12 protein-coding genes are annotated in these 18,512 nt (G+C 45.1%); 7 read left to right on the forward strand and 5 right to left on the reverse strand.

Annotated elements, in window-relative coordinates; translation table 11 throughout:
- Positions 1 to 15 precede the first annotated feature (15 nt).
- The 4 genes from ACUZ8J_RS03505 (at position 16) to gcvP (ending at position 6,160) form a co-directional block, all read left to right on the forward strand.
- Positions 16 to 1,239, forward strand: a complete 1,224-nt coding sequence (locus ACUZ8J_RS03505; protein ID WP_089066964.1) for an FAD-dependent oxidoreductase — start codon at positions 16 to 18, stop codon at positions 1,237 to 1,239.
- 400 nt (positions 1,240 to 1,639) lie between these two features.
- Positions 1,640 to 2,734 (forward strand): glycine cleavage system aminomethyltransferase GcvT, encoded by a 1,095-nt coding sequence (gcvT, locus tag ACUZ8J_RS03510; protein ID WP_088210157.1) that lies wholly within the window; start codon positions 1,640 to 1,642, stop codon positions 2,732 to 2,734.
- A gap of 25 nt (positions 2,735 to 2,759) precedes the next feature.
- Positions 2,760 to 3,149 (forward strand): glycine cleavage system protein GcvH, encoded by a 390-nt coding sequence (gene gcvH, locus ACUZ8J_RS03515; protein ID WP_011071083.1) that lies wholly within the window; start codon positions 2,760 to 2,762, stop codon positions 3,147 to 3,149.
- 122 nt (positions 3,150 to 3,271) lie between these two features.
- Positions 3,272 to 6,160: an aminomethyl-transferring glycine dehydrogenase gene (gcvP, locus tag ACUZ8J_RS03520; protein WP_446693077.1), complete on the forward strand. Its 2,889-nt coding sequence runs from the start codon at positions 3,272 to 3,274 to the stop codon at positions 6,158 to 6,160.
- Positions 6,161 to 6,565: 405 nt separating this feature from the next.
- Here gcvP and ACUZ8J_RS03525 read toward each other — a convergent pair whose 3' ends face one another.
- The 4 genes from ACUZ8J_RS03525 to ACUZ8J_RS03540 form a co-directional block, all read right to left on the reverse strand.
- Positions 6,566 to 8,701 carry a UvrD-helicase domain-containing protein gene (locus ACUZ8J_RS03525; protein WP_446693078.1) on the reverse strand — a complete coding sequence of 712 codons (2,136 nt, stop codon included), beginning with the start codon at positions 8,699 to 8,701 and terminating at the stop codon, positions 6,566 to 6,568.
- The gene (locus ACUZ8J_RS03530; protein ID WP_446693079.1) at positions 8,691 to 11,009 is read right to left on the reverse strand and encodes an AAA family ATPase; all 2,319 of its coding nucleotides are present in this window, start codon (positions 11,007 to 11,009) and stop codon (positions 8,691 to 8,693) included. The genes ACUZ8J_RS03525 and ACUZ8J_RS03530 overlap by 11 nt, the downstream gene beginning before the upstream one ends.
- Positions 11,010 to 11,058: 49 nt before the next feature.
- Positions 11,059 to 11,985 carry a nuclease-related domain-containing protein gene (locus ACUZ8J_RS03535; protein ID WP_446693080.1) on the reverse strand — a complete coding sequence of 309 codons (927 nt, stop codon included), beginning with the start codon at positions 11,983 to 11,985 and terminating at the stop codon, positions 11,059 to 11,061.
- A 363-nt stretch (positions 11,986 to 12,348) separates the two neighbouring features.
- On the reverse strand, positions 12,349 to 12,594 hold the full coding sequence (locus tag ACUZ8J_RS03540) for a DUF3297 family protein (protein WP_011624059.1): 246 nt from the start codon (positions 12,592 to 12,594) through the stop codon (positions 12,349 to 12,351).
- Between the two features lie 396 nt (positions 12,595 to 12,990).
- Here ACUZ8J_RS03540 and ACUZ8J_RS03545 point away from each other — a divergent pair, with 396 nt between their 5' ends.
- Positions 12,991 to 13,380, forward strand: coding sequence for a ribosome recycling factor family protein (locus ACUZ8J_RS03545; protein ID WP_446693081.1), 390 nt, complete (start codon positions 12,991 to 12,993; stop codon positions 13,378 to 13,380).
- Between the two features lie 224 nt (positions 13,381 to 13,604).
- Here the strand turns inward: ACUZ8J_RS03545 and ACUZ8J_RS03550 are convergent, their stop codons facing one another.
- Complete coding sequence (locus ACUZ8J_RS03550) at positions 13,605 to 15,269, reverse strand: methyl-accepting chemotaxis protein (protein ID WP_011624057.1); 1,665 nt, start codon at positions 15,267 to 15,269, stop codon at positions 13,605 to 13,607.
- Positions 15,270 to 15,853: 584 nt separating this feature from the next.
- Here ACUZ8J_RS03550 and ACUZ8J_RS03555 point away from each other — a divergent pair.
- Complete coding sequence (locus ACUZ8J_RS03555) at positions 15,854 to 16,051, forward strand: hypothetical protein (protein WP_446693082.1); 198 nt, start codon at positions 15,854 to 15,856, stop codon at positions 16,049 to 16,051.
- A gap of 218 nt (positions 16,052 to 16,269) precedes the next feature.
- Positions 16,270 to 18,456, forward strand: a complete 2,187-nt coding sequence (locus tag ACUZ8J_RS03560; RefSeq protein WP_446693083.1) for an OsmC domain/YcaO domain-containing protein — start codon at positions 16,270 to 16,272, stop codon at positions 18,454 to 18,456.
- Positions 18,457 to 18,512: the final 56 nt, after the last annotated feature.

Consider the following 18,512-nt stretch of genomic DNA (forward strand, 5'->3'; position numbering starts at 1 on the left):
GAAAAGGATGTACCCATGTTAAGTTCACAAGCCTATGACATTGCCATTGTGGGTGGCGGCATGGTGGGACTCGCCACCGCGATAGGATTGGCGCAGGCCAACTTGAATGTCGTCGTGATCGATGCCCAAAGCACCCAAGCCGTGAGCGGTGAGCCAAGGCTTAGGGTCAGCGCCATCAACAAGGCGAGTCAACGTTTGCTCGAGCACCTCGGCGCTTGGCACTATGTCGATGCCAGCCGCGCGACGCCCTATCAAAAAATGGCGGTATGGGATAAAGACGGCTTTGGTAAAATTGCCTTCGATGCCAGCAGCATCAGTGAACCTAGCCTTGGCGCCATTATCGAAAATGATGCCATCAGCTACGCCCTCGCCAAGCGTGCTAGTGAATTTGACAATATCACCCATATCGAAAACCAACGCATAGAGCGTATCGCCTTTGGTGAGCGCGAAGCTTGGTTGACCTTAGCCAATGGCGCCGATGCTGACATTGAGAGTGTCAGCGCCGCACTGGTGATTGCCGCCGATGGTGCTAATTCTTGGGTGCGCGAACAATGTAAGATCCCGTTAACCTTCTGGGATTATGGTCACCATGCGATCGTGGCGACTATTCGCAGCGAAATGCCGCACCTTGCCACTGCCCGCCAAGTCTTTTTGCAGGACGGCCCGCTGGCCTTCTTGCCCTTATATGAAGACAACCTCTGCTCCATCGTCTGGTCAGTGCCGCCAGAGCGCGCCACCGAGTTACTCGAGATGGCGCCAGAGCAGTTCGAGCGCAATCTCACCGCCGCCTTCGATGGCCGCCTCGGCATTTGTAAGCTTGAGAGTGAACGCCAAGCCTTTCCACTGCGGATGCGCTACGCCCGCCATTTTGCCCGCCACCGTTTAGTGCTCGCGGGGGATGCGGCCCACACCATTCATCCATTAGCTGGCCAAGGGGTAAACCTAGGCTTCCTCGATGCCGCCAGCATTATCGAAGTCATCGGCGAGCTACACGAGGCGGGTAAAGATATCGGTGATTATGCCCAGCTGCGCGCCCTTGAGCGTTGGCGCAAGGCGGATGCGATGGAGATGATTGCGGCGATGGAAGGCTTTAAGCGCCTGTTCGAGGGGAGCAATCCTCTTAAAAAAGCCATTCGCGATCTGGGACTCAACCTCGTTGATAATGTCGCTGGGCTGAAAACAGTGTTCATGCAACAGGCCATGGGCAATAAGTCCTCACTCCCCAAGTTATGTCGCTAGCCTCGGTTGCGCTAATGTAATCATAATTGCTGATAATATCAGCGATTTGATTGCAGGCTGCGCAAATCTCGCTTTCGTATGTAAAAAAATTACATGTTAAAGATGAGAAAATCTAATGACACTGGCTTCGGATTAGAAAAATCTCCTGTATACAAATTTGTGACGCAAGGTATAATTTCGCCGCATTTTAGACCCTAGTACTTATACCAATCACGATAAATATCTGATTAATTCAGAGCGAAATCAGGCGTTGCAGTGACAGACGCATTGATACAGAAAGAATCACCTTTCAAATTGATGCATCGTGGAAGTGAAATGCCGATTAGCCAGATATTTAGCCGGATTTGTATCACCCTACGCTAGGCAGAGACCTGAAAAAGGCCGCAAAAAAGGGATAACAATGGCTAATAAAACTGTTCTGTTTAACAAGCACTTAGAATCAAACGCTAAGATGGTCGACTTCCACGGTTGGGATATGCCCCTCAACTATGGTTCACAAATCGAAGAACACCACGCCGTGCGTCAAGACGCAGGTATGTTCGACGTGTCCCACATGACTGTGGTTGATGTGACTGGAACCGACGCTTGTGCATTCCTCCGTAAGTTGCTGGCAAACGATGTGGCCAAACTTAAAGTTCCTGGTAAAGCCTTATACGGCGGCATGTTAGATGACAATGCCGGCATCATCGACGACCTGATCACTTACTATCTGACCGACACTTTCTACCGTGTTGTCGTCAACAGCGCGACCCGCGAAAAAGACTTAGCGTGGATCGCCAAACAATCCCAAGGTTTTGATGTCACTGTGACTGAGCGTCCTGAGCTGGCGATGATCGCCGTTCAAGGTCCTAACGCTAAGGCCAAAGCCGCCGCCGTGTTCAGTAGCGAGCAAAATGCCGCCATCGAAGGCATGAAACCTTTCTTCGGTAAGCAAACCGGTTCTCTGTTTATTGCCACCACAGGTTACACAGGTGAAGTGGGTTACGAGATCATCGTGCCAGAAACTGAAGCCGAAGCCCTGTGGCAAGCTCTGTTAGATCAAGGCGTTAAACCATGTGGTTTAGGCGCTCGCGATACATTACGTCTCGAAGCTGGTATGAACCTCTACGGCTTAGATATGGACGAAACCATCAACCCGCTGGCCGCCAACATGGGCTGGACTATCGCATGGGAGCCAACTGACCGTGACTTTATCGGTCGTAAGGCGCTTGAAGCCCTGCGCGATGCGGGTACCGACAAATTAGTCGGTCTGGTGATGGAAGAAAAAGGCGTGTTACGCCATGATATGCCAGTATTTTTCACCGATGCAGCGGGTGTTGAGCAGCAAGGCGTGATCACTAGCGGTACTTTCTCGCCAACATTGGGCTATTCTATTGCGATGGCGCGTGTTCCTAACTCGATTGGGGATACGGCGGAAGTCGAAATGCGTAAAAAGCGCGTGGCTGTTAGAGTAGTAGCGCCAAACTTTGTGCGCAACGGTAAACAAGCATTTTAAAAAAACGGAACAAGGAACAAGAACAATGAGCAATATTCCGACAGAACTGAAATACGCCTCTTCACACGAATGGATCCGCAAGGAAGAAGACGGTAGCTACACTGTGGGTATCACTGAGCATGCTCAAGAGCTGTTAGGTGACATGGTTTTCGTTGAGCTGCCAGAAGTGGGCGACACTGTGACTGCAGGCGACGACTGTGCAGTGGCAGAATCAGTGAAAGCGGCTTCTGACATCTACGCGCCAATCTCTGGTGAAGTGATTGCCGTCAACGAAGCACTGGAAGATTCTCCAGAGCTCGTAAACAGCGACGCTTACGGCGAAGGCTGGTTCTTCCGCGTTATGCCTTCAGATGAATCTGAAGTTGACGCTCTGCTCGATGCAGAAGGTTACCAAGCTGTCATCGACGAGGAATAATCGTCGACGCTAACGAAGCCCCAAGGGGCTTCGTTTGTTTTAGCGCAAGTTTGACATAACAATAGCCCGTTTATCAGTACCCTACAGTTCTGAGCTACGGCAAATCTGGAACAAGGTTTATCATGACCAAGCAAACCCTCACTCAGTTAGAACAGCACGATTTATTCTTACGTCGCCATATCGGCCCGGATAGCAGCCAACAACAAGAAATGTTGAACTACGTTGGTGCTGAGTCTCTGGACGACCTGACTGCGCAAATCGTGCCTGAGTCGATCCGTTTAAGCCAAGAGTTGAGCATTGGTGATTCCTGCGGCGAAGCCGAAGGCATTGCTTACATTCGTGGTTTAGCCAAACAAAACCAAGTCTTCAAAAGCTACATTGGTATGGGTTACTACGGTACCCAAGTACCTAATGTGATTTTACGTAACGTCTTCGAAAATCCAGGTTGGTACACGGCGTACACGCCATATCAGCCAGAGATCGCCCAAGGCCGTTTAGAAGCCATTCTAAACTTCCAACAAGTGTCTATGGATTTAACTGGTTTAGATTTAGCCTCAGCTTCACTGCTGGACGAAGCGACTGCCGCCGCCGAAGCGATGGCGCTGGCTAAGCGTGTGTCTAAAGCCAAAAAAGCCAACATCTTCTTCGTAGCCGATGACGTATTCCCACAAACCTTAGACGTAGTGAAGACTCGCGCTGAGTGTTTTGGTTTTGAAGTGGTGGTAGGTCCTGCCCATGAAGCAGTAAACCACGAACTGTTTGGTGCCCTGTTCCAGTATTCAAACCGTTTCGGTCAAATCACTGACTTCACTGACTTATTCGCCGAATTACGTGCGAAGAACGTGATTGTGACTGTGGCTGCCGACATCATGGCATTAGTGTTACTCAAGTCACCGGGTGCCATGGGCGCCGACGTGGTCTTCGGTAGCGCGCAGCGTTTCGGTGTGCCGATGGGCTTTGGTGGTCCACACGCAGCCTTCTTCGTGGCCCGTGACGAGCACAAACGCTCTATGCCAGGCCGTATCATCGGTGTGTCAAAGGACACCCGTGGTAACCGCGCACTGCGTATGGCGATGCAAACTCGTGAGCAACATATTCGCCGCGAAAAAGCCAACTCAAACATCTGTACCGCGCAAATTCTGTTAGCGAACATGGCGTCTTTCTACGCCGTATTCCACGGCCCACAAGGCCTGAAAACCATCGCATCACGCATCAACCGCTTCACCGATATCTTAGCCGCTGGCTTACAAGCTAAAGGCGTGAGCTTAGTGAACAACACTTGGTTCGATACCATCAGCATCAAAGGCTTAGACGTTGCAGCAGTCAATGCTCGCGCGCTGGCCGCTGAAATGAACCTGCGTTTCGATGCTGACGGCATCGTCGGCGTGAGCTTAGACGAAACCACTATCCGCACCGATATCGAAGCCCTGTTCGATGTGATTTTAGGTGCTGGCCATGGCTTAGACGTTGCCGCATTAGATGCGCAAATCGTGGCGCAAGGTAGCCAATCGATTCCAGCGTCTTTAGTGCGTGAAGATGCCATCCTGAGCCACCCAACCTTCAATCGCTACCAAAGCGAAACCGAGATGATGCGTTATATCAAGCGTCTCGAAAGCAAAGACTTAGCACTGAACTACTCAATGATTTCATTGGGTTCATGCACCATGAAGTTAAACGCTGCGGTTGAAATGCTGCCGGTGAGCTGGCCAGAATTTGCTAACATGCACCCATTCTGCCCACTGGATCAAGCCAAGGGTTACACTCAACTGATTGAAGAACTGTCTTCATGGTTAGTGAATGTCACAGGTTACGATGCCGTGTGTATCCAACCTAACTCTGGCGCACAGGGTGAATACGCGGGTCTGCTGGCGATTCGTAAATACCACGAGTCTCGCGGCGAAGCCCACAGAAACATCTGCTTAATCCCACAATCTGCCCACGGCACTAACCCTGCATCGGCGCAATTAGCGGGTATGCAAGTGGTTGTGACTGCCTGTGACAAGCAAGGTAACGTGGATTTAGAAGATCTGAAGGCCAAAGCGGCTGAAGTGGCAGAAAACCTGTCATGTATCATGATCACTTACCCATCGACCCACGGTGTGTACGAAGAATCTATCCGCGAAATCTGCAACATAGTGCACCAACACGGTGGTCAAGTGTACTTGGACGGCGCCAACATGAACGCCCAAGTTGGCTTAACCTCACCAGGCTTTATCGGTGCCGACGTATCGCACCTTAACCTGCACAAAACCTTCGCGATTCCACACGGCGGCGGTGGTCCAGGTATGGGCCCAATCGGCGTGAAAGCGCACTTAGCGCCGTTCGTAGCGGGTCACGTAGTAGTGAAACCAGGCCGCGAAAGCGATAACAACGGTGCAGTTTCTGCCGCGCCATACGGCAGTGCTGGCATTCTGCCAATCAGCTGGATGTACATTAAGCTGCTCGGTTCAAACGGCCTGAAAAAGTCGACTCAAACTGCGCTGTTAAACGCTAACTACGTGATGAAGAAGCTGTCTGAACACTACCCAGTACTGTTCCGTGGCCGTAACGATCGCGTCGCGCACGAATGTATTATCGACCTGCGTCCAATCAAAGAAGCCTCTGGCGTGACCGAAATGGATATCGCTAAGCGTCTGAATGACTACGGTTTCCACGCGCCAACCATGAGCTTCCCTGTTGCGGGCACGCTGATGATTGAGCCAACCGAATCTGAGTCTAAGGTTGAACTGGACCGCTTTATCGACGCTATGGTGTCAATCCGCGCCGAAATCGCTAAGGTTGAAGCAGGTGAGTGGCCAGCGGACAACAACCCGCTGCACAACGCGCCACACACTATGGCCGATATTATGGATCCAGCGTTCGATTCACGCCCATACAGCCGTGAAGTTGCCGTGTTCCCAAGTGCCGCAGTGCGTACTAACAAGTTCTGGCCAACCGTGAACCGTATTGATGACGTGTACGGCGACCGGAATTTGTTCTGTGCATGTGTGCCGTTATCAGACTACGAGTAATAATTGCTGCTTAGGCTCGCTACTGCGGCGTTGAATCTCAGCTTTCGTGCTCATTGACAGAAGTCAACTCCGCGCGAAAGCTTTCAATCCGCCTTGCATTAGCTTCGCCAGCAACGCAATTATGGACATACAAAAGCGAACCCTTAGCGGTTCGCTTTTTTATTGGTTAGTTTTCATTCTGCTGAGATTGAGCTGCTAATTAGCTTTAAAAGTCGCTGATAATGCAGTGTTGCTAATTACCTGCCGCAGGCTCTTGCACTGTTACACCAGTGACTCGCTGTAAATACATCCCTGTAAGCTCTGCTAAAACATTCATGTTTTAGAAGGTCACTGGTGCAACAATGCCAGTACTGGTGTAACCGTTGAGTGACGCGTAATGTCTACCCTATTTTTCATGCGTAAAAATCACGCAGGTTTTCTATTTTCAACTACGGGCCAAGCTTGTAACTCGCCAAAAATAGACTTAATACCCTCTTGTATTTCCGATATATCATCTAAGTACAGAACTCTGAGATTTTTTATTGCTCTAGAGCAAGCAACATAAAGCAAATTTTGCGTATTAATATGCTTTTCTTCCTCAACAGGGTTTGTAAATAAGAATTGTGTTTCTTCCGTGCTTTGCTGTAAAACTAGAAAATAATCTTTAAACTTATCTCTATTCTTATTACCAAAGCTATGTTCAAGGATGATGGCAACATTATTATACTCTTCCCCCTTAGTGCCATGATACGTATGATAACTAATATCATCAGCTTCAATACCATCTATAAAATTAACCCAGTTTACTAATGACTTGATTGGTAGATTTAAAATACTTAATATTTTTTCTTTTGCTTTATCATCTTCCTCAGAATCATCACTCATTAAACTATTAATCCTACTCATCAACGTGTCGCGGAATATATCAGATGAAGTAACCTTATCTTGTTCATAATGAACTCGATTTATTAATATTTTAGATAGAGTCTCTTTAGCTGTACTATTTTTAAGCCGATCAGTAATCAAATCTATCCAGTCACCAAATGATGTCAGTTTATCTGTTTCTAATTCTCGTATGATCAAACTTGCCTTCGCGAAAGTTAGATTTTTACTTGATGATCCAAAAATATCGAAGTAGGATACCGTTCTCTTCTGTAAGTCTTGGTAAAGACTAATCAGATAGTAGATCGTTAAAATTGTTGGATGTAACTTTTCTAATTGCTGGGATAACACTTGAGTATTTAGATTTTCGAAATAAATTGATGAATTTTGATATATATCATAAACATCACCAAAACCATTAAAACTTGCCATCAGTTTGTTTGTTAATACCAAGCAATGAATTTTTTTACTTTCAGTATTTATTACTTCTGTTTCACTATCGACATTAAAAAGATCAGTTTGATACTCAGATAAGAATTGTTGAGCAATTGTCTGCTTGTTTTCTGAGTCATGGTAATAAAATTTTACTGAGCCTTCATTTCGTTTTTCAAAGATAGGTTTTTGAACTATATTGTCGGCACGAATTTTATTGGCAATATCAATGATCTGCTGATGCGAACGACGATTGAATATTTTTTGGATATTAATCAGCCCGCTATGAAGTTCTTCAATTTTTCGACCAACTCCATCATTATAAATATTCTGTGCTGTATCTCCAAAATATCCTACCATCCAGTTTTTATTTTTTTTATTAGCATATTCATTGATGGTTTTAAAAAAACTAATTACATTACAATGTGTATCCTGATATTCATCAATGAATATATAAGGATAGGTATCAATAATGATGCGGCATAAAGTAGGGTAGGTATTAATTAACTTTAATCCATACTCAAGAAGTGTATCATGACTAAACTTCATGTAATGAAGTCTATCCAAGTTTACCTTGCTGTCATAATTTACACGATTTTCTATACCTGTGGAAATTCTTTCCAAACAGGCTTCTAATTTTTCAATTTTATAAATAATCTTGATGATTTTTTTAAAGTTTTCTATGTTTTTTAGATGTATATCTAAAAGTTTGTATTTATTCTCTTCAATATTTTTTTTGTAATAATCCCTAAATGCTGTCGCATTTAACTTTTCTGATTTATAGAACAAGTCTTTAGTTTTTATTGCAAGTGCAATGAACTCTAGTTTTTCTTCGGTAGTTAATTTTGCAAAGGTTTTTGTGTTTTTGTTATTAATGTTATTTAATTCATTATTATGTTGGTCTAAAACAGATATGATTTTTTCTTTATGACATATCAATAGCTCTGGCTGAGCATTTTTTATTATATCCCATAATCTTTCATGAATAGTTGAAACTTGTACAATATCTGAATTTCCCAATCGACTTTTTATTTCATTCACTGCTACATTAGTATAGGTAATACATGCTACTTTTTGTGGGCTTTTGGTAGTCACTATTTTATTGGTTGTGACATATCTCAGAGTTTCTATTAGTGCATAAGTTTTACCAGCTCCAGCTCCAGCATTGAAACGAAAGCTTTTAAAATTATCAATACTATTATTTATAGCTTTCTGTACTTCTAGCTCAGCAATTTCATTATGCGTCATGATCAATTGCCTCCAGATCCTCAATTATACCACTTAGTACTTCGGCATTGGCATTAATAGGCATAGATAAAGCGCTATCATTAGTTTGTAGCTTAGTAGCTAACCAATCTAAACCATCATTTAAGTACTTGGGTAATTTTGGTGAAAGGTCGCTATTTTCTGAGGAGAGCAAACTAAAAAGTAACTTATTGGAAAACTCACTTTTACTGTCTGAAAGTTTCTTTTGTAGTTTATAAGAGTTATTGAGTATATTTTTTCGTGATTCATTTCCTCCATCATTTATAATATCAGCATATATTTCTGGCCTGCATTGTCTAATTACTTCATTGATCATATCATTTTGATAATTGGTTAAGATTAAAGCTTCTTCTAAACTAGTTGCGTACTGTTCTTCAATAGGGTCTTTTTGGAAAACAACATAAAAATTAGTTCCTTCTATAAATTTTATGCCATCAAGAAAATCGGCTTTTTCTGATATGCCGTTAAGCCTAAAGTTTAACTCTTTAATCGTCGAATTAGTTGTTGTGCGCCCTTTAAGGTTAGTAATTTGAACGTACTTTGGTTCAGTTCCTTCTATATATGGGTTATCGCCATCTTTAGGTCTTTGACCACATATACTACATGATTTATTATTTTTATGCTTTATGCCTTTCTCGCACTCTTCGCGCTTAATATCCAAATCAGTCACAATTAAGCTGGGAACACTAAGCTTTTCAGCCAGAGGTAGATACAATTTACCGTGAGCACCATTTATGTTGAATACCGAAATGTAATAGTTACTAAGAACTGGATGCTTTTCCAAAAAATAATTTAGTAAAGTCTCTTCGGTAATTCCCTCAACAAATATAATGGCATCAGAGAAGAATAACTCTGAAACTTTATATTTTATATGTTTTTTTATGAAGTTAAGATCTTTTGTTGAATCAATATTATCAAAAGCTACTATGGTATTATCCGTAAGATTAATAGCTTTTGTACATTTGTTTATTGTGGTTAAGTAATTAAGATTGTTGAAAGTATTGCTACTGTGGATCTTACTGTTGACGATATGAGATGAATGAGTAGTGATAACAATCTGGCATTGTAATGTTTTTGCTAATTTTGAAGATTTATTTGCGATTTCAAGTGCTTTCATTACCGCATTATCAATACGCTTTATGAAGAATTCTTGCATTTGAGGATGCATAAATGCTTCTGGTTCTTCAATAAAAAGTAAATTAATGTGACTTAAATGACTTTTATCTTCATAACTATCAACGAAGTGGATAATCTCCCCGATAATATTTAAAAGATTGATATAACCTAAGCCAAATTGATCTTCAGGAATGTAATCATCACCATCCATAAAATTATATTTAATTAGTCCTTTAATTAGCGTAGAATAAGTAACATTACCTGAAAGATCCATATCAACTTTGTTACGACTTTCAACTTCACCTAATACTTTAGATATTTCGGTACTTTTAGAACCTACATTGTTAGATATAACTTGATTTATATCTTGAACGCTAGCTTCCAAATTTGAGCGAGAACTTGCATCATTGTTGAACTGAAATTCAACTATCTTACTAAAAACAGTGCTTAACACATTTTCTTTAAGATGACGGTTGGCTTTGATTTCTTTAACACTTATCAGATGATTAATGGAAAACTTTTCTGCAACATTACCAATGCAATCAATAAAATCAACTTTGTAAAGATTTCCTTCAGTTTTAATCACACTAGTCGCTTTCGAAAGTAGCGCATAGAATTTATCTCTACGCTGATTATCCGACAGCTTATTTCCATTTGAATCGGTTGCTTTAAAAATATTACTAACTTCTTCTTTAAATGTTGACTCTTCGGCAAGTGATATTTTAACCATGATACGTATGCTAATCGCTTCACCATTATCTATTTCACTAATTGATATAAAAGGTGCAAGATGAGTCATTAGATCTTGATCATTGAAGTCAATTTTAATAATTAATGTAAATTCTAAATTAGGAGTTTCTAGGTGTTCGAATTTTGTGCTTTCATCAGCTTCAAATTTTCTTATGTATTTACTGAATAATTCGTTTAGATAAGAGAGATTAAAATCTGAGGTTGATGGCTGCTTATTCTGACATAGCATTGTTAATGCATTAACTACCGTAGTTTTACCAGCATTATTTTTACCAATGATTAAGGTTGTAGAGGGCGATATCACTGGCTTCGGTTGTTCTTCTTCAGTTCTCTTATCGATGGGCTTCGGCTTTACGAAGCATATAGTATTATCTGTAGAGCTAAATTTTCGGTAATTTTTTATAGTTAGACTTTCTAAATACACGGTATTTGCCTCTTCAATATATTTTTAATAAACAGTCAGAGTAAAATTTTTATTTCCCTACTTCGCTTTTGCTTAGGCATCTTTGGGCGACTTGGTAGATGATGGAGTCGACTTGTTGCTGGCTAAGATCTTGGGTTTTCAGTTTCGGGATCGTGCCGACTAATTGTTTGTGGTTAAGGATCGGGAACGGTGGTTTTGATTGGCTTGTGACATACCAGCCGGGGAATACTAGGGCTGGGGTGGCTGCGACGGGGGAGCCTGTGGCTTTGGTTAACCATTGGCTGACCCACTTAGCCTGACGTTCGGCTTGTTCTATGGGTTTGGTTTCGGTCCACGAGGGGAAGTTTAAGCGCCCGTCTTTGTAAAATACTTGATAGCCTTTCTTACCAGAACTAGAGCCAGAGCCTCCGCCATTGCCATTGGTTTGGCGTAGGTCTTTATTGCGCTTATGGCGGCCTTTAGTTTCAATCGCGAATACGCCATTTTTGCCGATGACGAGGTGGTCGATATTAAAGCCGTCGGCTTGCACATCGTGAAACACTTGATAACCCAAGGCTTGTAGGCCGATTAGTTCATTGGCGGTGGCGATTTCGGCCGTATGCCCTAGGCGTAATTTGGTAAGTTTGGAAAAGTTTTTCCACGTTTTAAAGCTGCAATAGCTTAAGCCCATTAACGCAGAAATACTTAACATCCAAGGGAATTTGCCTGCTGCGATATGTGCTTGAATGCTGTTGAGTGCAAAGGGGAAGCAAAAAATCATGGCTCCCATCATCATGTAACCCATTAAATCTAATTGCAGATCTTGGATTTGCTTTTGTAAGCCATAGGCGGGAATGCGGATTAGCTGCTCACGGTCAACGGGCAGGGTTAGCGTTGCATCGCGGTATCGAAGAAACACATGCAACACTCCTGCTCCGACAAATAGGCTGGATAGAATAATTACAACGGATAATAGATTGCTGCCGAAATCTGCCATTTACATCCTTGAAATAGAAAGGTTTATCGTTAATTCCATAACGCACACATGTTGAATGTGCTTGATACCTTGGTGGCAGAGGGGGCTGTTAAGAGTGGGGCGGCATGGTACAGATTGGCTGCTTTGTCCTTAAATAGCGTGCTCGATAGTGACGTTCGAGTGTGGCTCTGCATTTCCCTTAGTGGTCACACTTTAACCCGCGCTATGCGGTTTAATCAATGCGTTTTATCACAAAAGCTTATTTTAAATAACAACTTGTGAATACTTGGGGAGAAGATTTGCTGGGCGTTTTGGGGTTATACAGGGCAAATAAAAACGGCCAATCGAATTGGCCGTTTTTATTATCCATTAAGCTGCGGGTGCTTAACGGTAAAATGCTTCTACTGTGCCTTTGATGGTTAACAGCAGAGGTTGACCGCGACGGTCTAAAGATTTGCTTGGTACTTTAACCCAGCCTTCGCTGATGCAGTATTCTTCGACATCGAAACGCTCTTTACCGTTCACGCGGATACCCACATCGTATTGGAAGACTTCAGCTACATGGTGGCGGCTGCGTGGGTTAACCGAAAGACGATCCGGTAATGCGGGTTGTGAAGTTGTGTCAGTCATGGTCGTTATCTGTAGTGAACAAAAAGTGCGTTATTGTAGGCAATCCCGCCGCCTTGCTCAAGGACTGTTGTTGTCAGTCTGTGACGCCTGAGCCGCTATCTTGGGCGAGCGGCGCTTAGCGTGAGTTGATGCGTGAGTTGTTGTATGAGGCTGTATCGTCTTTTGTTCGCACCCGCCGCAGGGTAAACTCTGGCGGCGTTGGCTATAGGTTTCGCGCCTAAGGCATCGCACATAAGGCGTTACGCTTAAAGCTTAGTGCTCTTAGCGCTTACAACTTAGCACTTATGACTTATGACTTATGACTTATGACTTATGACTTATGACTTATGACTTGTGACTTAGCGCCGCGCTCCGTTATTCACCCATATTCGACCCAAGGCCAATAGTTAACTTGCCATGCACGATGATATTAGTATTCCCTTGCCATCCCTTATCCATCGCATCGGCCGCGAGGCGGTTAAGCGGGCGCAGGCGATTGCTGTGCAAAAGGGCTGCGAGCTTAAGCGGGTGCGCCGCTCCCGTAATTGGAGCATCACAGGGCAGGCTATCGCGATTCAAAGTTGCTGTGTCGAGTTAAAAGCGCAGACTGATACTGCCGAATTTGCCTTTCTGATCAAAAAGATCGACAGCGGCTTATTAGAACACGTCGATAAGCTTGAACCACTCGGCGCAAAGTTGGTTCGCCTGATCAACCAAAACCCCGCCATTACCTTGGGCGAACTGATGCAGCAAACCCAATGCACGATGAGCGAGGCGCGCCTTGCCCGCTTCGAGGCCGAGCTTTAATGTCGAGCGTCGATGCCGAACTTTGAGGCTGAGTTCTCATACCGAGCTTTGAGCTTATGTAGGGTCATTAGCTGGCAGCCACCAAGAAAAAGGCCTCAATTGCTTGAGGCCTTAGGTGGTTAAAGATAACTATTGATACAGCATCGACTATCACTGAATCGACGTACGCCGAGGTGATGAACAACTAATCGACTAACAGCGAGAGCCGATATCACGCCTTAGCGTTAAATCTTAAATTGGCCCACGAGTTTACCGAGGTTAAGTCCTTCCTGCGACACGGTTTGGCTCACGCTCGCCGCCTCTTCGCTGGAGTGCAGCAGCTCGTTCACAATCTCTTGAATAGCAAACACATTGCGGTTGATTTCTTCGGTCACTGAGCTTTGCTCGGTCGCCGCCGTGGCAATTTGGGTACTCATATCATTGATGGCGGTTACTGCCGAGGTCACTGAGCCTAAGCTTTCGGAGATGGCGCGGGACGAATCCACCGAGCGTATACAACTCTGCTGACTCTCTTCCATGGTTTTAACCGCTAAGCTCACCAGCTTGTGCAGCTCAGATAGCATCTCGTTGATTTCTAATGTGCTTGATTGAGTGCGGCTGGCTAAGTTACGTACCTCATCGGCCACCACGGCAAAGCCGCGACCCTGCTCGCCAGCGCGGGCGGCTTCAATCGCGGCATTTAATGCCAACAGGTTGGTTTGCTCGGCAATACCGCCGATCACCGAGAGCACGCTATTAATTTTTTGCGACTGTTCACTCAAGGATTGAATGTTGCTGGCGGCATTGTTGATTTGCGCCATCAGCGCCGAAATCTCCTCTAACGAGGCATCGACGCAGCGCTGGGCATTGGCCACATCGCCCGTGGCGGCGTGGGTCGCTTCGGCCACTTGGGTGGTGTTTTGCGCCACTTCACTTGCGGTGGCAGACATCTCAGTAATGGCGGTAACCACTTGATCAGTCTCATTGTTATGGCTGATAAGCTGGCGCGACATCACCTTGGTTTGGTCATGAATCGCATTGGCTGCGGTTTTAACCTTAGCGGTGGCATGGGCCACATCGCCGATAATGGTTTGCAGTTTATCGACAAACAGGTTGAAGGAGCGGCCAAGTTGAGCGATTTCATCGTCGCCCTTCACCGCAAGGCGCTTGGTTAAATCGCCTTCGCCTTTGGCGATATCGTTTAAGTTATCGGCCATGTTTTTAATCGGTGTGACCATGCGCTGGGCGGTCACTAAGATCACGGCGGCGGTAATGGCCGCTAATAGCAGTGCAATCAATAAAATCGCGTAGGACTTATCGATCATCTGCTCGGTCACTGTGGTGCGGTAATCCTCAACCACGGCATCGATATCGTCGATATAGGCGCCGGTGCCGAGCATCCAATCAGTGCCTGGGATCATCATGGAGTAGCCGATTTTTTCGATTTGCTCGTTGGTATTGGGTTTTTGGAAATAGAACGAGAAATTACCGTCACCGTTTTTGGCGGCATTGAGCAGGCCGACAATGATCTTGGTGCCGCGGGGGTCGGTCATATCGATTTTATTCTGCCCCTCGAGGTTGGGCATGACCGCATGGAATAGGTTTTTACCTTGGGAATCGTAAATAAAGAAGTAGCCCGAACTGCCAAAGCGAATATCACGTAGGGCTTGGTTAACATTGCCCTGTTCTTTTAACGATAGCTGGTATTGCACTATGCCTGCGGCGATTTGGGTGGCTTCTTTGATTTGGGTTTTACGCTCACCGATTAACTTTTCTCTAAATGTGGTGACTTCATCGGCAAGCGCCGATTGCTCGACATGGTAGGAAACTGTCATCAGCACTATGAGGGTCAGAATCAACGGGAACAGTGCGAGTAGGAGCAATTTGTTACGTAAACTGAAATTAGACATGTTCAACAACTCCGGAATAAGCCGCTTTATTATTGCAGGGCAGTATAACGAATCCCCAATATTCTTAAGTGCTTAAGTTAACAAAAATCTAATGTAACCGACAAAAGTGCAAAGTGGTATTTGACTTAAGGATGAGGGCGAAAGGCTGAGTCACTTCGTTGATCTTAATCAAAGCCTAAATAAGCCAATGCGCTCATTATATTAGCTAATCTTTATGCATAGGCGGCGCTTGTTTGTTTGAGCTTAATCAAGGCGCGCGACTAAAGGCAGGACTGTGACTAATCAAAGGCTGATAACGCTGTTAAAAATCTGCATTGGCCTTGGGCTATGCCTGATTATGCTTGGGATTTATCTGCATAATGTAGGGCGTGTTGACGTTTCAGGGTTATTTTTGCAGCAATTTGGCTGGCTTTTATGCAAGGCAAAGTCCGTGCTGTGTAGTTATTCTACATAAACGGACGATAACGCAGCAGAAACGTCAGCCAAATGCTGCCCGAAGGGTTCGTCTGGCAAGCCCTTGCTCTTTGTCACTCGTCATTTGAGTAGAATAACTACACATCATTCCTCGTTTCGCGAGCACGAGCTTGCCAGAGCGAACAAAATTTAATCTCGAAACGTCAACACGCCCTAATGAGACCGTCGAAGCCATGGGCGTAAAAGGCATAATTATCAGCGCCCTTTGCGTTGCCGTTGGCATGGCGTTATCCCTGCCGACAAAGATGTACCTCACCTTTTTACTGGTTAAGCGCGAGGCGGATAAGCAAGGCAGTGCTGAGCATTAAGCCTTTGCTAACCCACAGTGGATGCCGCAATAAATCCTACTCTGCTGCTTGCAACCCATGGCATAAAAATCCCGCTGGTGTTTTTTTAACATAATTAACCCAAGACTAATGGGCGAAAAACACCGATAATTCCCCCCAAGACGATAGCGCCCAAGGGCAATGCTGTGCGGTAACGAATGTGATTATCGCGTTTGAGCATATTGAGTGGAAAAATTCTAATGGAAATCAAAGTTAATTTTCTCGACAACCTGAGACTCGAAGCCAAGTTCGACGATTTTACGGTAACGGCCGATCAGCCCATCCGTTATAAGGGCGACGGCTCGGCGCCGAGTCCCTTCGACTACTTCTTAGCTTCTTCGGCATTGTGCGCCGCCTACTTTGTGAAGGTATATTGTAAATCCCGTGATATTCCGACGGACAATATCCGCCTGTCGCAAAACAATATTGTCGACCCAGAAGATCGCTACAACCAGATTTTCCAGATCAATGTCGAATTGCCCGATGATATTTCGGATAAAGATCGCGAAGGTATTTTGCGCTCTATCGACCGCTGCACAGTGAAGAAAGTCGTGCAGACTGGCCCAGAATTTAGAATCGAAACCGTTGAAAACCTCGATGCCGACGCCAATGCCATGCTGATGGGCCACCCAGGCGACGACAGCAGCACCTATATTTTGGGTAAAGACTTACCGCTAGAGCAGACCATTGCCAATATGACCGGTATTTTGGCTGAGCTGGGGATGAAGATTGAGATTTCCTCATGGCGTAATATTGTGCCCAATGTGTGGTCACTGCATATCCGTGACGCCGCATCACCCATGTGTTTTACCAATGGTAAAGGTGCAACCAAAGAGAGCGCGCTGTGCTCGGCCCTCGGTGAGTTTATCGAGCGTTTAAACAATAACTTCTTCTATAACGACCAATTCTTTGGGGTTGAAATCGCTAACAGCGAGTTTGTGCATTACCCGAATGAAAAATGGTTCGCCTTAGAAGAGGATGATTCGCTGCCAGCGGGCCTGTTAGACGACTACTGCCTAGAGATTTATAACCCCGATGAGGAGCTGTGCGGCTCGCATCTTATCGACACTAACTCGGGCAATCGTGAACGCGGTATTTGTGCGATTCCGTACAAGCGTAAATCCGATGGCGAGACTGTGTACTTCCCATCGAATCTGATTGAAAACCTGTTCTTAAGCAATGGCATGAGCGCGGGTAACAACATCAAAGAAGCCGAAGTACAGTGTCTGTCTGAAATCTTCGAGCGCGCGGTGAAACGCCAAATTATCGAGCAAGAAATCGTCCTACCAGACGTGCCTATGTCGGTATTAGAAAAATACCCAAGCATTCTTGCGGGCATTAAGGGCTTAGAAGAGCAAGGCTTCCCTGTGGTGGTGAAAGACGCCTCCTTAGGCGGCCAGTTCCCAGTCATGTGCGTGACGCTGATGAACCCGAAAACCGGCGGGGTATTTGCCTCCTTCGGTGCCCACCCAAGCTTTGAAGTGGCATTGGAGCGCAGTCTGACCGAATTGCTCCAAGGTCGCAGTTTTGAAGGCTTAAACGATGTACCAAAACCGACCTTTAACAGCATGGCGGTGAGCGAGCCTGAAAACTTTGTTGAGCACTTTATCGACTCAACGGGGGTGATCTCATGGCGCTTCTTTAGTAGCAAGCATGACTATGAGTTCTGCGAATGGGATTTCTCCGGCACTAACCAAGAGGAAGCGGACCGCTTATTCGGCATTTTAGAAGAGCTAGGTAAAGAGGTGTATGTCGCCGAGTTTACCGAGTTAGGCGCATCGGCTTGTCGTATTTTAGTGCCTGATTACTCAGAAGTTTATCCAGTAGAAGACCTGATTTGGGATAACACCAACAAGGCGCTGGATTACCGTGAAGATATTCTGAATCTGCATTCTTTAAGCACTAAGCAGTTGGTCAACCTAGTCAATCGTTTAGAAGAAAGTCAGCTCGATAACTACACCGATATTCGTACCCTGATTGGTATCGTCTTCGATGAAAATACCGTCTGGGGTAAGTTGACGATTATCGAACTTAAGATCCTGATTTATCTGGCACTCGGCGCGCATGAAGAGGCATTGGAATTAGTCGGTGAGTTCCTGCAATTTAACGACAATACCGTGAAGCGTAATCTGTTCTTCCAAGCCATGAGCGCGGTACTGGAAGTGACGCTGGATGAAGACCTTGAACTCGAAGACTTTAGCCATAACTTTACCCGCATGTTTGGCGCGGAAGTGATGGAACAAGTGGTCGGTAGCGTTACGGGTAAAGTCCGTTTCAGCGGTTTAACTAAGACCAGCATGCAGCTCGAAGGGATTGAGCCACATTTACGCTTAATCGAGAGCTATAAGAAACTGCACGCCGCCCGCAAGGCCAAAGCGGCGCAATAATCGCGACGCTAAGTGTGTGAAGTACATAAAAAAGCGAACCTAGGTTCGCTTTTTTA

The organism is Shewanella sp. Koi 1 (assembly GCF_052907445.1).

Bases quoted from the DNA above. Each gene is read 5' to 3' on its own strand.
- ACUZ8J_RS03550 (WP_011624057.1), bottom strand. From the start codon at position 15,269: ATGTCTAATTTCAGTTTACGTAACAAATTGCTCCTACTCGCACTGTTC.
- ACUZ8J_RS03545 (WP_446693081.1), top strand. From the start codon at position 12,991: ATGCACGATGATATTAGTATTCCCTTGCCATCCCTTATCCATCGCATC.
- ACUZ8J_RS03560 (WP_446693083.1), top strand. From the start codon at position 16,270: ATGGAAATCAAAGTTAATTTTCTCGACAACCTGAGACTCGAAGCCAAG.
- ACUZ8J_RS03540 (WP_011624059.1), bottom strand. From the start codon at position 12,594: ATGACTGACACAACTTCACAACCCGCATTACCGGATCGTCTTTCGGTT.
- gcvT (WP_088210157.1), top strand. From the start codon at position 1,640: ATGGCTAATAAAACTGTTCTGTTTAACAAGCACTTAGAATCAAACGCT.
- ACUZ8J_RS03535 (WP_446693080.1), bottom strand. From the start codon at position 11,985: ATGGCAGATTTCGGCAGCAATCTATTATCCGTTGTAATTATTCTATCC.
- ACUZ8J_RS03505 (WP_089066964.1), top strand. From the start codon at position 16: ATGTTAAGTTCACAAGCCTATGACATTGCCATTGTGGGTGGCGGCATG.
- ACUZ8J_RS03525 (WP_446693078.1), bottom strand. From the start codon at position 8,701: ATGACGCATAATGAAATTGCTGAGCTAGAAGTACAGAAAGCTATAAAT.
- gcvP (WP_446693077.1), top strand. From the start codon at position 3,272: ATGACCAAGCAAACCCTCACTCAGTTAGAACAGCACGATTTATTCTTA.
- gcvH (WP_011071083.1), top strand. From the start codon at position 2,760: ATGAGCAATATTCCGACAGAACTGAAATACGCCTCTTCACACGAATGG.